The organism is Brachybacterium zhongshanense (assembly GCF_055385755.1).
Map to the genome: position 1 here is coordinate 286403 of NZ_AP043790.1, position 13304 is coordinate 299706.

Annotated in this window: 10 protein-coding genes and 1 tRNA gene; 8 read left to right on the forward strand and 3 right to left on the reverse strand. The window is 72.0% G+C overall.

Going from position 1 to position 13304, the window contains the following annotated elements:
• Positions 1-56: 56 nt before the first annotated feature.
• The 6 genes from ACZ5AJ_RS01160 (at position 57) to ACZ5AJ_RS01185 (ending at position 9344) form a co-directional block, all read left to right on the forward strand.
• Positions 57-1817, forward strand: coding sequence for an ABC-F family ATP-binding cassette domain-containing protein (locus ACZ5AJ_RS01160; RefSeq protein WP_464136393.1), 1761 nt, complete (start codon positions 57-59; stop codon positions 1815-1817).
• A gap of 112 nt (positions 1818-1929) precedes the next feature.
• Positions 1930-3231: a bifunctional o-acetylhomoserine/o-acetylserine sulfhydrylase gene (locus ACZ5AJ_RS01165; RefSeq protein ID WP_464136395.1), complete on the forward strand. Its 1302-nt coding sequence runs from the start codon at positions 1930-1932 to the stop codon at positions 3229-3231.
• Between the two features lie 89 nt (positions 3232-3320).
• Positions 3321-4025 (forward strand): HAD family hydrolase, encoded by a 705-nt coding sequence (locus ACZ5AJ_RS01170; RefSeq protein ID WP_464136397.1) that lies wholly within the window; start codon positions 3321-3323, stop codon positions 4023-4025.
• Entirely contained in the window at positions 4022-4750 is a 729-nt protein-coding gene (locus ACZ5AJ_RS01175) for an HAD family hydrolase (protein ID WP_464136398.1), read from the forward strand. Before ACZ5AJ_RS01170 ends, ACZ5AJ_RS01175 begins: the two co-directional genes overlap by 4 nt.
• A 105-nt stretch (positions 4751-4855) precedes the next feature.
• Positions 4856-6826: a thioredoxin-like domain-containing protein gene (locus tag ACZ5AJ_RS01180; protein WP_464136401.1), complete on the forward strand. Its 1971-nt coding sequence runs from the start codon at positions 4856-4858 to the stop codon at positions 6824-6826.
• 73 nt (positions 6827-6899) lie between these two features.
• Complete coding sequence (locus tag ACZ5AJ_RS01185) at positions 6900-9344, forward strand: pyrophosphatase (RefSeq protein WP_464136403.1); 2445 nt, start codon at positions 6900-6902, stop codon at positions 9342-9344.
• A gap of 138 nt (positions 9345-9482) precedes the next feature.
• Here the strand turns inward: ACZ5AJ_RS01185 and ACZ5AJ_RS01190 are convergent, their stop codons facing one another.
• Positions 9483-10076: a TetR/AcrR family transcriptional regulator gene (locus ACZ5AJ_RS01190; protein WP_464136404.1), complete on the reverse strand. Its 594-nt coding sequence runs from the start codon at positions 10074-10076 to the stop codon at positions 9483-9485.
• Positions 10077-10160: 84 nt separating this feature from the next.
• Positions 10161-10234: transfer RNA gene (locus ACZ5AJ_RS01195), tRNA-Gly, on the reverse strand.
• 125 nt (positions 10235-10359) lie between these two features.
• Between ACZ5AJ_RS01195 and dcd the strand changes: the two genes are divergently transcribed.
• Together dcd and ACZ5AJ_RS01205 are read left to right on the forward strand one after the other, a co-directional pair.
• On the forward strand, positions 10360-10956 hold the full coding sequence (gene dcd, locus ACZ5AJ_RS01200) for a dCTP deaminase (protein WP_464136407.1): 597 nt from the start codon (positions 10360-10362) through the stop codon (positions 10954-10956).
• Positions 10953-11774, forward strand: coding sequence for a hypothetical protein (locus tag ACZ5AJ_RS01205; RefSeq protein ID WP_464136409.1), 822 nt, complete (start codon positions 10953-10955; stop codon positions 11772-11774). The genes dcd and ACZ5AJ_RS01205 overlap by 4 nt, the downstream gene beginning before the upstream one ends.
• A 93-nt stretch (positions 11775-11867) precedes the next feature.
• Here the strand turns inward: ACZ5AJ_RS01205 and ACZ5AJ_RS01210 are convergent, their stop codons facing one another.
• Positions 11868-13301: an MFS transporter gene (locus ACZ5AJ_RS01210; protein ID WP_464136412.1), complete on the reverse strand. Its 1434-nt coding sequence runs from the start codon at positions 13299-13301 to the stop codon at positions 11868-11870.
• Positions 13302-13304 lie beyond the last annotated feature (3 nt).

Below are 13304 nucleotides of genomic sequence, written 5' to 3' on the forward strand. Positions count from 1 at the left end.
CGGCAAGCCGCCCGGCTCGCGGCTCGAGGCCCCGCTCGTGCTCCAGGAGCTGCTCCATGACCGCATCCCGCCCGCAGTCCTCGTCCTCCGTCGACGCCTCCGGCCCCACCGGTCCCTCCGGCCCCATCGGTTCCGCCGGTTCCGCAGGTCCCCATGGCTCCGCGACCGCGGACGCCTCGGTGCACCTCCGGGCCGACGGGATCTCGTTCTCCTATCCGGATCGCCGGGTGCTCACGGACGTCGGCCTGGTCGTCCCCGGTGGTCGCCCGACGGGACTGCTCGGCGAGAACGGCTCGGGGAAGTCCACCCTGCTGCGGATCCTCGCCGGGAGCCTCGAGCCCGATGCGGGGGTCCTCGACGTGCCGGGACCCATCGGACTTCTCCAGCAGGAGCTGGCGTTCGCACCGTCGACGACCCTCGCCGACGTCGTCGACGACGCGCTCGAGCACTCCCGCTGTCTCGAGCGCGAGCTCGTCGCCGCCGGTGAGGCGCTCGCCGAGACCCACGCCGGTGCCGGTGCCGCAGCGCGCTTCGACGACCTGCTGGCCCGGGCGACCATCGCCGACGTCTGGAACGCCCCTGCCCGGGCCGAGGAGGTCCTCGCCGGGCTCGGACTCGCCGAGCTCCCCCGCGGACGCCGGCTCGACGAGGTCTCCGGGGGCCAGCGCGGCCGCCTGTCCCTGGCACATCTGCTGATCGCCCGGCCCACCACCCTGCTCCTCGACGAGCCCACCAACCATCTCGACGACGACGCCGCCGACTATCTCGCCGGCCTGCTCGGCGACCATCCCGGTCCCGTCCTCGTGGCCAGCCACGATCGCGCCTTCCTGGACGAGGCGACCTGCGCCCAGCTCGACCTCGACCCGGCGCCCGTGCTTCTGGACCAGCAGGTCGGCGGGCTCACCGCGTACACCGGGAGCTTCACCGACTACCTGCTGGCGCGGATGGATGCCCGGGAGCGCTGGGAGAGGCGCTACCGCGACGAGCAGGAGGAGCTCAAGCGCCTGGAGGCGCAGCTGCGCGAGAGCCACAGCGTGGGGCACGAGGGGCGCGGGCCCCGCACCGAGGCGCGGGCGTCGAAGAAGTTCTACGCCGATCGCAACGCCGTCGTCGTCTCGCGCCGCGTCCGCGATGCCGAGCGGCGCCTGGAGGATCTGCGCGCCTCCCAGATCCGTCGGCCTCCGGCGGAGCTGCACTTCACGGGCATGCCCGCGGGTCGCACGCCCTCTCGCGGCGACGTCCTGGTCTCCCTCGCGGACGCCGCTGTCGCCGGGCGGCTCGCACCGACCTCGCTGAGCGTCTCCGCCGGGGAGAAGGTGCTGATCACGGGACCCAACGGAGCGGGCAAGTCGACTCTGCTCGCACTGATCGCCGGACAGCTGGAGGGCGACGCCGGGTCGGTGTCCGTCGCCCGCGACCATGCTCTGCTCGCCCAGGACGAGGACGTCGACCCCGATCTCCTGGTCCGCTCCGCCCTCACCGTCGGCGACCACGGGGTCGGACCGGCCGACGGGCGTGGCGGACCGGCCGACGGGCCGGTCCCCGAGCTCATGGGGCTGGTGCATCCGCGCGATCTCCCTCGGCGTCTCGGCGAGCTCTCCCGCGGCCAGCAGCGACGCGTGGCCCTCGCCGCGCTGCTGCGCCGCCCGCCCGCACTGCTCCTGCTCGACGAGCCCACCAACCACCTCAGCCTGGACCTCGCCACCCGGCTCGAGCGCGCGATCCAGGAGTGGGAGGGCACGGTAGTGATCGCCTCCCATGACCGATGGCTGCGCCGCCGATGGACCGGCCGACGGCTGGATCTGCAGCCCTCATGACCATCGTGCCCGTCATTCCCGTCGTGCCCGTCATTCCAGTCCTGCCCGTCATGGCGGTTCATCCTTCGAGCGATCCCTTGTCCGCTCCGCCTCCATGCCTCATGGTGAGGCCATGTCAGAGACCACGCCCCTGCACTTCGAGACCCTCGCCATCCATGCCGGTCAGGAGCCCGATCCGTCGACCGGTTCGCGTGCGCTGCCGATCCACCAGACCACGAGCTTCGTGTTCCCCAGCGCCCAGTCCGCCGCGGACCGCTTCGCGCTCGCCGAGCTCGGGCCGATCTACACGCGCCTGAACAACCCCACCACCGAGGTCGTCGAGAACCGGATCGCGGCGCTCGAGGGCGGCGCGGCGGCGGTGATGGTCGCCTCCGGCCAGAGCGCCATCACCCTGTCGATCCTCAACCTCGCCCAGGCGGGGGACTCGATCGTGCTGTCCCCGTCGCTGTACGGCGGCAGCTACAACCTGTTCAAGAACACCCTGTCCAAGCTCGGCATCGAGCCTGTCTGGGTCGAGGATCCGGATTCGCTGGACTCCTGGCGCGCCGCGGTGAAGCCCACCACCAAGGCGTTCTTCGCCGAGACCATCCCCAACCCCCGTCAGGACGTGCTCGACGTCGAGGGCGTCTCCGCGGTCGCCCATGAGGCGGGCGTGCCGCTGATCGTCGACAACACGATCGCCTCCCCGTACCTGCTGCGTCCGATCGAGCACGGGGCCGACGTCGTCGTCCACTCCGCCACCAAGTTCCTCGGCGGCCACGGCACCGCCATCGGCGGCGTCATCGTCGACGGCGGCCGCTTCGACTTCGGCGCCGAGCCCGAGAGGTTCCCGCTGTTCAACGAGCCGGACCCGTCGTACCACGGTCTGGTCTACAGCCAGCTCGCCCCCGCCCTGCCGCCCTATGCGATCCGAGCCCGCGTCGCCCTGCTGCGGGATCTCGGTCCGGCGATCTCCCCGCTGAACGCCTTCCTCATCGCCCAGGGCATCGAGACCCTGCCCCTGCGCATGGAGCGGCACATCGAGAACACCCGGAGGGTCGCCGAGCATCTCGAGGGCAGGCCGGGTGTGACGAGCGTGTCCTACGCGGGTCTGCCGTCGTCGCCGTACCACGACCGCGTGCAGAAGTACCTCCCGCGCGGTGCGGGCTCCGTGCTCGGCTTCGTCCTCGAGGGAGGCAAGGAGGCGGGCGTCGCCTTCGTCGACGCGCTCGAGCTGCACTCGAACGTCGCCAACGTGGGAGATGTGCGCAGCCTCGTCATCCACCCCGCCTCGACCACCCACTCCCAGCTCACCGAGGAGGAGCAGAGGGTCGCCGGCGTGGAGCCGGGCTTCGTGCGCCTCTCCGTCGGTCTCGAGCACATCGACGACATCCTCGCCGACCTCGATCGCGGCTTCGCCGCCGTGACCGGCTGACCGGGCGCAGCGGGGGGCAACGGCCTCCGCCCGGACCGTCCGTCGGCGGTTGCACGCGTCACCCCGTCCCCGGATACGCTGGGGCGACCATGAGCACCGAGATCGCGCCCCTGCCCCCGTCTCCTCTGGATCTGTGGCCGCCCGTCTGGTCGCCGTCGGCGGTCGTGTTCGACTGCGACGGCCTGCTGGTGGACACGGAGGCGCGCTGGGTCGCCCTGCAGGACGACTACCTCGCGCGCCACGGCGCGGTCCTGGACGAGGTCACCCGCCGATCGATCACGGGACGGGCGGCGGAGGTCGTGGTGACGGTGCTCGGCGAGGCGGTCGGGAAGCATCCGCTGACCGTGAGGGATGAGCTGCTGATCGCCTTCCGCGAGGGTTTCGAGGACGATCCGGTGCCGATGCCGGGCGCCGTGGAGACGCTGCGGGCGGTGGCGGCGAAGCGACCGGTGGCGGTCGCCTCGAACTCGCCCCGCGAGATGCTCGACCAGAAGCTCTCGACCCTCGGTGTGGCCGATGTCGTGGACGCGACGATCGCGGTCGAGGACGTGCTCGCGCCGAAGCCGGCTCCGGACATGTACCTCGCCGGGGCGCGGGCGCTGGGCGCGGAGCCGTCGGCCTGCCTGGGCTTCGAGGACTCCGAGACCGGGGCGGAGGCGGCGCTCGGCGCGGGGCTGCAGCTGATCGTGGTGCCCTCGGTGCCGGGGCAGTCGCCGCGCGCACCGCGCGTGCTGACCTCGCTCGAGGATCCCCAGCTGGCGGCGTGGATCGAGAGCTGGGAGGGCGTCCGATGACCCACGAGCAGATGGCAGGGCGGCCCGTCGGGCCCGTCGTCGGCGCCCGCATCCCGGCGCGCTTCGCCGAGGCGTTCGGGGACTGGACCCCGAAGGCGGTCGTCTTCGACTGCGACGGACTGCTCCTGGACACCGAGACCGTCTGGCAGCGCGCGCAGGACGACGTCGTGGCGCGCCACGGCGCGCAGCTGACGGAGGAGGATGACGCCCTGCTCCACGGCTCGACGATCGAAGTGGCGGCCGAGGTCATCGCCGAGCGCTCCGAGAGCACCGTGGAGGCCGTCCTCGCGGACCTGCACGCGGCGTTCGACGAGGAGCTGGGTCAGGGCATGCGGACCATGCCGGGGGCGCCGGAGACGGTGGCCGCGGCGGCGTCCAGGGTGCCCCTGGGCTGTGCGTCGAACTCGTGGCTGGAGTCGCTCGACCACAAGCTGACCGCGGGCGGGCTGCGCGAGCATTTCCGGGTGCTCGAGGCCTCGGACACGGTGGAGCGCCCCAAGCCGGCACCCGACATGTATGCGGCGGCGGCGCGGGCGCTCGGCGTCGACCCGGGCGACGCCCTGGCGCTGGAGGACTCGGGGACGGGCGCCCGGGCGGCGCGCGACGCGGGCCTGCGGCTGCTGGTCGTGCCGGGCCCGGAGGGCTCAGGGCCCGTGCCCGAGGGCGACCTGGCGATCGCGAGCCTCGAGGATCCCGACCTGCAGGCGTGGATCGCGGCCTGGTGACATCGGCCGACGGCCGACGGCGTCCCGCCCGACGGCCGACGTGAGCGCGTCCACAGCGCGTCGCCCGAGTGGCATGACACAGGTTCGCGGTGTTCACTGGTCCCCATGACCTCACCGGCCGACGCATCACAGCCCCTCCCTGCCCGCGCCCACGGATCCGCCCTCCGCGGACGGGGATGGCTGAACACCGGAGGGGTGGATCTCGCCCTGGAGGATCTGCGCGGCAAGATCGTGCTGCTGGACTTCTGGACCTTCTGCTGCGTCAACTGCCTGCATGTCCTGGACGAGCTGCGACCGCTCGAGGAGAAGTGGGCCGAGGAGCTCGTCGTCGTCGGCGTGCACTCCCCGAAGTTCGAGTTCGAGAAGGACCCCGAGGCGCTCGCGGCGAACATCGCCCGCTACGAGGTGGAGCATCCGGTCATCGACGATCCCGAGCTCCTCACCTGGAGCGAGTACGGTGCTCGCGCCTGGCCCACCCTGATGGTGCTGGACACGCACGGGCGGATCGCCGGGAACCTCTCGGGGGAGGGGCATGCCGCGAACCTGGACGCGCTGATCGAGCGCCTGGTCGCCGAGGCCGAGGCCGACGGCTCCCTGCGTCGCGGCCCGGCGCCGACGGTCCTCGCCGAGAGGGTCCCCCAGACCCTGCGCTTCCCCTCGAAGCTGACGCCCCTCGAGGACGGCCGTCTGGTGGTCTCCGACGCGGGCCAGCACCGTCTGGTCGTCTTCGAGGGCGACGGCACGACGGTCGACGAGGTCATCGGCGTCGGGCGCCGCGGTCGCGATGACGGCGACGGCGAGTCCGCATCCTTCGCGGAGCCCAACGGTGTGCTCGCCCTGCCCGCCGAGGTCGCCGAGAAGGTCGGCTACGACCTCCTGGTCGCCGACACCGCCAACCATCTGCTGCGCGGGGTGAGCGTCGGCCGGGACCGTCTGCTGCGCTCCCGCAGCGCGAGCGAGGTCACGACCGTCGCCGGGACCGGCGCCCAATGGATGCAGGGCGAGCCGCTGCCCCGCGGCGAGGGTGACCCGCGCACATTCTCCCTGTCCACGCCATGGGACCTCACCTGGTCCCATGCCCTGGACCGGGCCGTGATCACGATGGCCGGCATCCATCAGATCTGGACCTTCGATCCCGTCAACGGCTCCCTGATGGTGCTCGCCGGCACCACCCAGGAGGGCCTGGTCGACGGTCCTGTCGTGACCTCCTGGTGGGCGCAGCCCTCCGGCGTGGACGAGATGGCGGACGGCCGCCTCATCGTCGCCGACTCCGAGAGCTCCGCCGTGCGCGTGATCGATCCGCAGACGATGACGGTCTCGACCCTGGTGGGACAGGGCCTGTTCGACTTCGGTCACGTCGACGGCCCGGCCGGGACGGCACGTCTGCAGCACCCGCTGGGCGTGACCGCCCTGCCCGACGGGCGCATCGCGGTGGCCGACACCTACAACGGCGCGATCCGGCTGATCGACGAGCACGGCGCAGCAGGCGCCGCCGACGCGGGCGCCGGGACGGCGAGCACCGGGGGCGAGGGCACCGGGTCCGGTGCCACCGTCGTCACGGTCGCCACGGATCTCGACGAGCCCTCGGCCGCCGTCGTCGGCCCGCCGATCGACGGGATCGGCCAGCTGATCGTCGTCGAGTCCGGACGCCACCGCGTCACCTGGGTGCCTGTCGCGAAGGCCGCCGAGCGGGTCATCGACCAGGGGGCGCAGCGCTCGGAGCGCCCCGTGACGGAGGTCGGGCCCGGTCCGCTGACCCTCCGCGTCCTGTTCACCCCGCCGGAGGGCCACAAGCTCGACGACACGCTCGGGCCCTCCACGCAGGTGACCGTCTCCACCACCCCGCAGGCGATGATCACCGCAGGAGGGGGGATCGGCACCGACCTCGAGCGCACGATCGAGCTGGATCCCGCCTACCAGGAGGGCGTGCTGCACGTCAGCGCCCGCGCCGCCTCCTGCGATGCGGATCCGGCGGTCGAGTTCCCCGCCTGCCACATGCACCAGCAGGACTGGGGCGTCCCCTTCCGCGTGGTCGAGGGAGGCCCGACGGTGCTCGACCTCTCCCTTCTCGCCTGACCCCTTCATCCGCGAGGACCTCGCGTCCGCCCGGTCCCGACTGCTCCCGACCGCTCCCGACGAAAGCTGATCCGTGGATCTGATCACCGACTTCCCGCTCGGCGACGACATCGCCGTCACCCTCATTGTCCTGGCCGTGCTGTCGATCGCCGCCCTCGTGGTCGGCGCGATCGTCCCCGCCCGGCTGCGCCGCGACCAGGACAGCCCTGAGCTCGACGCCACCCTCGGGCAGGCGCTGGGGCGGCAGCTCGCCTCTGCAGGCTCCCTCGCGCTGTGGATCGGCATCCCTGCGCTCGCACTGCTCTACCTGGTGCCGGGCAGCACCGACACCAGGATCCTGCGCTCGGCCTTCATGCTCGCAGGTCTGCTGCTGGGGCTGATCGCCGGCTGGCGAGGGCTGTCCACCCAGCTCGCGGCCATGACCGTCCCGCTCGAGCGCCGCGCTGCGCTCCTGCCGCGGCTCGCAGCGCTGTTCACGACGGGCGCGCTCGCCCTGGGCATCCTGCCTGTCGCGCTCGCGCTGTGGTTCCTGCAGGAGAGCGCGTCCTCCCCGCTGATGGCCCTCGCCGGGGGCGCCGCGATCTCGGCCTTCGCCATGCGCGCCACTGCTGTGCCGATGGACGCGGCCTCCGCAGCCTCCGCGGTCCTCGTCGGCGCGGATGAGAACGAGCTCGAAGTCGATGCCGAGGACAACCTCGGTGCCGAGCATGCGCGCGGGGCGCGCGCCTTCCGACGGGGCGCCGTGCTGGCCTCGGAGCTGACGGCGCTCACCGCGGCGCTCGCCGGGACGGGCATCCTGATGGGCGTCGCCGTCCTCGCCGGGGAGGGCATCCTCGTGGCCCTTCTCGGCCTGGGCGTGGCGATGCTCGCGGCAGGCGTCGTCGCCGTGGTGCCCCATGCCCGTCGTGCGGCGACCTCCGAGGACGAGGACGCCGAAGCCGAGTCCGACGGCCTCGATCCGATCGAGTCGCCTCTGCGCCTGACCCTCGGCGGCCTCGTGCCTGCGATCCTCGGCGGCATCGGCATGGTCGTCGCCGCCGCGCTGTGGCTGCCGTCCGCCTATCAGGACCTGCGCTTCGCCCAGGTCGGGATGGACACCTTCACGGACACGGCGATCGTCGGCGACACCCCGACCGCTCGCGCCGACCTCGAGGAGCAGATCCTCCAGGCCATCACGGACATGAGCCAGTGGACCACGGTCACGGACGACTCCCGCGACGCCGGGGCCTTCCTCGATGTGCTGGCGCTCTACCTGGTCTCCCCGGCGACGGTGGCCGCGGCCGCTCTCGGTCTCGGGGTCCTGGTCTCCCTCGCGGCGATGCTCCTGGTGGGCCGCCTGGGCGACCGTCGGGGCGGCGCCGTCCTGCGTGCGGCTCGCACGAGCCGCACCGGCGGTGCTCTCGGCATCGCTTCCGCGATGGGATCGGGTGCCCTGGTCGCCGCCGGCGGCATCGGCCTGGTCGTGATCGTCGCGGGGGTGATCGGCGTGCTCAGCGCCGGCGTCCCCTCGCTCGCCCTCGCACTGCTGGCCTACGCCGGACTGGGCGGGCTCGTCGTCTCCGTGTCCTTCTCCGCCTCCCTGCTCGCGCCCACGCTGCTGGACCGCCCCGGCATCGAGCAGCACGATCGTGAGGCCGGGGCCGGCTCCTCGGCGGGCCCGCAGGTCGTGATGCTCCTGTCGGCGCTGATGGCGGGTCTGGCCGCTCTCGGTCCGGTCGTCACGGCAGTGCAGGTCGCTGATCGCATGTCCACGGTGTGGGAGGAGCGGGCGCTGCACGCGGTGACCCCGCAGTCGATCACGCTGATCGGGGGCGTCGGCCTCGGCGTGGTGACCCTGCTCCTCGTCTCCGCCTCCCTGCTGGAGGCGTCCCGCCGCGCGGGCGCCCTCGCTGTCGTGGAGACTCGTGCGGCGCTGCTGGAGAAGCGCTCCTCGGCGATCCTCGACGAGGTGCGCGACGGCACCCGCCGGGCGGTGCTCCCTGCGATCGTGATCGTGGCGCTGATGCCGCTGGTGGCGGGCTTCGGACTGGGGGCCTCCGCGCTGCCCGGCTATGTGCTCGGGCTCGTGCTCGCCGCCGCCGGCTGGGGCCTGTGGACGATCGCCTCCGCGGTGCTGATGAAGGCCTCCTCGGACGCGATCGGCGCGGGCCGCTACGGGGGCCCCGGATCCTGGGGACACTCCGGCGCGCTCGGCGGCGCCGTGCTCACTGGGGTGATGCGGTCGGTGATGGGGTCTCTCGCACTGCCCACGATCCTGGTGACCGCGCTGGTCTCGGCGCTCGCGGTGTCGTCGGCGACGTCGGTGGCCACCGGCGGCGTCAGCTTCTACCTGCGCTGGGGCGTGGCCCTGGTGGCGCTGATCCTGATGTTCGTGTGCTGGGTGAGCGCGGCGACCGCGCCCGAGGTCGACCTCGAGGACGGGGTCGAGGAGACCTCGCGCCCGCTGTTCGCGAAGGCGGAAGAGGGTGAGCGCACGACGATCGATGCGATGAGCTGGGAGTCCGACGAGAAGCGCTGAGCCGCCCGGTCCGTCGTCCGGCCGCCCTGTCGCCTGATCGCCCGGCGAGGGGCGGCCGCGGCGGTGCCCGACGAGTGGCGGCTGCGGTGGAGCCCGACGAGGGGCTCCCGCGGCGGAGTCAGGAGTGTCGGCCGCTCGTCAGCCGCGGGCGGACGGCTCGGGCTCCGCGCCGAGACCGCGCAGCACGAACGCCTCCAGCGCGGGCGGCGAGTAGCGCCGCGCGGTGGGACCGACCACCAGGCCGTTGATGATGCGCACCGTCGCATCGATGTCGAGGTCGGCGGTGAAGTCTCCGCTGACGACGCCCTCGCGCAGGATCGCGCGCAGGACGTCCTCGATCATCATCACGTGCTCGCGCATGCGTGCCGCGTTCTCGGGGGACAGGGCGCTGCCGCTGGATGCCTGCGGCATGTGGAAGGTGACGCTGAGCTCGAGCTGCGTGCGGATGTACTGCAGGACCCCTTCGCGCGGAGAAGCGGCTCCGCCGATGCCTGCGGTGAGCTGGGAGATGTAGCCGGCCGTCTCGTGCAGCGCGTACTCGACCAGGAGCGTGTCCTTGTCGGGGAAGTGGTTGTACATCGCGGTGCGGCCCACGCCGGCGGCGCTCGCGATCGCGGAGAAGGTGACGGAGTCGAAGTCCTTCGTCTCGAGGAGCTCGGTGAGGGCGCTGAAGATCTTCTCGCGAGTGCGCTCGCGGTGCTCCTCGAGTGAGCCTCCGATGATCTTGGGCATGTCCGTGCTCCGACGTCGGTCCTGTTCGGGCGGGGAGTGCCCGGGTGTGAAAGGAACCGCAGGTCGACGACCTGCGGCTCCCGGTGGAGCGGGTGACGGGAATCGAACCCGCGCTGTCAGCTTGGGAAGCTGAAGTTCTACCATTGAACTACACCCGCGCATGCGTTCCGCCCTGGTCCCTGGGGGTTTCCGGGCGGACGTCCGGAAGCATACCGTGTCCCTGGCCGAGGAGCGAATCGGACTCCCTGCACCGGTCCAGGCTCCGGGCGATAGGCTGGTCGGCGTGCTGCTGAGCGATCGTGACATCCGGACTGAGCTCGAGCTCGGGCGCGTGCGCCTGGAGCCCTTCGACGAGCAGATGATCCAGCCCGCCTCGATCGATGTGCGCATCGATCGGTTCTTCCGACTGTTCGACAACCACAAGTACGCGATGATCGACCCGGCCGTGGAGCAGGTCGGTCTCACGCGCGAGGTCGCCGTGGATCCGGAGGAGCCGTACATGCTCCATCCCGGCGAGTTCGTGCTGGCGTCCACCTATGAGCAGGTCACGCTGCCGGAGGACATCGCCGCCCGTCTGGAGGGCAAGAGCTCCCTGGGACGACTGGGCCTTCTCACGCATTCGACCGCCGGGTTCATCGATCCGGGCTTCGAGGGGCACATCACGCTCGAGCTCTCGAACATGGCGACGCTCCCGGTGGCGCTGTGGCCGGGGATGAAGATCGGTCAGCTGTGCTTCTTCCGTCTGTCCTCGCCGGCCGCCGCGCCGTACGGCAGCGAGGGCAACCTCAACCGCTACCGCGGGCAGCGCGGTCCCACCGCCTCCCGCTCCCACCTGAACTTCCATCGCACCCTCATCCCTGTGGAGGACGTGGACAAGTGAGCAGCCAGAACGCTCCGTCGGGCGACCGCACGACCCATCGCCTGCAGCTTCCCCGGGACACCCAGCGCGCCGACGTGCTGACGATGCTGCGCAACGTGCTGCCGGAGGCGGAGACTGACGCCGGAGGTGCGATCTCGCTGGGCGACGACGCGCGCCTGGTGCCGGATCCCACGCCCCGCGGCTCGGGTCGCTGGACGATCGAGGTGGTGCGCGAGCGCGAGGACCCTGCCCCGCCGGGGACGGACGACTCCCACGGGTACGGTCGCGCGTTCCCCGAGGGCCTGCCCTTCGGCAACGAGCGTCTGGTGCTCGATCTGGCCTGGTCGCTGGCTCGCCGCCTGAACGGAGCTGTCGTCACGGACTCGGGGGTCCGCCTCGAACCGCATCCCTTCCATGTGCGGGACCTCACGGTGGTGAGCCCCTTCGCCCTGGCTCCCGAGTCCCTGGCGGAGCTCATCGCCCCGCTCGAGCCCGAAGCGGTCCTCGACGAGGCGCCGTCCGGCGTCCCGCGCTCCGGCTACAGCGTGACGATCCCGCTCGAGGACGGCAGCGAGATCGTGCTGCGGGTGGGTCGAGCAGGTCATCACCCGGCTCTGTCGGCGCTCTCCTGGGTGGACACGGCCGTCGACTACGAGCTCGTGCACCTGCCTCTCGACGATGAGGAGGGGGAGACCGAACGGCCCGACCCGGAGACCTCGGGTCGCTGGGCGAACGCCTATCGGCGCGTGGGCCTGCTCGCCGGTCTGCTGGTGGAGACCGTCGGCGGCTACGTCGTGGACCTCGAGGGCTTCCTCGTCGATCCCTCCGACCTCGCCTGACACCTCGGGCCCTGAGCCGGCAGGCCCTGGGCCAGCAGGCCCTGAGCCGCCGGGCACTGAGCCGGAGCGCCCCTGGAGCCCTCCGGCCCCGACTCAGGCGTCGGCGGGTGCGGCGCGTCCGGCGGCACCCAGACGGATCGGGAGGAAGGCCAGCAGGCCGACGGCGATCACGATCACGATGCCGAGGATGCCGGTGCGGGTGTCGGAGAGCAGCCACACGGTGAACGCGAAGGCGGCGGTGCCGAGGAATCCGAGCGCCCGCCCCGTGGTGGCGTAGAGGCCGAAGTTCTCGGTCTCGCGCCCCGGATGGGACAGCCGGGTGAGCAGGTTCCTGGAGGCCGACTGGACGGGGCCGACGAACAGGCAGATGGCCAGGCCGGCGACCCAGAACACGGCCACGGAGCCGAAGGCCAGCACGACGAGTCCGAGCACGACGATCCCCAGGCAGCCGACGATGATCACCGGACGCGGCCCGAAGCGGTCGTCGAAGCGGCCGCCGATGAAGACGCCGAACCCGGCCACGAGGTTCGCGGCGATGCCGAACACGATGATCCCCACGGTGGAGAAGCCGTAGGCGTTCGCGGCGAGCACGCCCGCGATGGAGAAGACGGCGCCGAGGCCGTCGCGATAGATCGCGGAGGCCACCAGGTACTGCAGCATGACGGGCTCCTCGCGGAACGCGCGCACGACCCGTCGGACGATCTGGGCGTAGCCCTGCCACGGCGTCCAGCGCTCGGCGGGGGCGCTCGCGGGATGCTTCGGCGCCCACAGCATGAGCGGGAGCGTGCCGGCGAGGATCCACAGGGCGGTGAACAGCGGGATCGCACGGTAGTTCCAGCCGTCGTCGTCGGTGATGCCGAGCAGGCCGGTGCCGGGCATGACGAACAGGACCAGCACCAGGCCCAGGCACACGATCGATCCCCAGTAGCCGACGGCCCAGGCGGTGCCCGAGACGCGTCCGCGATCGGAGGGGGAGGAGATCTCCGGCAGCACGGAGTTGACGAACACCCCGGCGAGCTCGGAGCAGACCACGGCGATCGCGATGAGGATCGCGCCGAGCTGCAGGTAGTCGGCGTCGAGGGCGACGGTCGGCATGAGCGCGACGGTGACCACGGTGGCGAGGGTGAACACCCGCAGCAGCGTGTTGCGGGCACCGCCGCGGTCGGCGAGATTGCCCAGCAGCGGCGCAGTGAGGGCGATGATCACCGCGGCGACGGACTGCCATGTGGTCAGCACCTGTGATCCGTGGTCCTGCGCGGCCTTGACCGCGGCATCGCCGACGGCGCCCTCAGCGGCGACCGCGCTGGCGACGTAGGTGGAGAACACGAAGGTGAGGATCACGGAGCTGAAGGCGGACATGCCGCCGTCCCACAGGGCGAAGGAGCGCACGGCGCGACGCAGCGCGGAGCCCGAGAGGAGCGTCGGAGGATCGTCGGGAGCCATGGAGCCGGATGCCGAGAGGTCCGATGCTGAGGATTCGGACGGGGTGGGATCCGAGGATTCCCGTGATGCCGAGAAAGAGGCCATGAG

Bases quoted from the DNA above. Each gene is read 5' to 3' on its own strand.
- ACZ5AJ_RS01160 (WP_464136393.1), top strand. From the start codon at position 57: ATGACCGCATCCCGCCCGCAGTCCTCGTCCTCCGTCGACGCCTCCGGC.
- ACZ5AJ_RS01165 (WP_464136395.1), top strand. From the start codon at position 1,930: ATGTCAGAGACCACGCCCCTGCACTTCGAGACCCTCGCCATCCATGCC.
- ACZ5AJ_RS01170 (WP_464136397.1), top strand. From the start codon at position 3,321: ATGAGCACCGAGATCGCGCCCCTGCCCCCGTCTCCTCTGGATCTGTGG.
- ACZ5AJ_RS01175 (WP_464136398.1), top strand. From the start codon at position 4,022: ATGACCCACGAGCAGATGGCAGGGCGGCCCGTCGGGCCCGTCGTCGGC.
- ACZ5AJ_RS01180 (WP_464136401.1), top strand. From the start codon at position 4,856: ATGACCTCACCGGCCGACGCATCACAGCCCCTCCCTGCCCGCGCCCAC.
- ACZ5AJ_RS01190 (WP_464136404.1), bottom strand. From the start codon at position 10,076: ATGCCCAAGATCATCGGAGGCTCACTCGAGGAGCACCGCGAGCGCACT.
- ACZ5AJ_RS01210 (WP_464136412.1), bottom strand. From the start codon at position 13,301: ATGGCCTCTTTCTCGGCATCACGGGAATCCTCGGATCCCACCCCGTCC.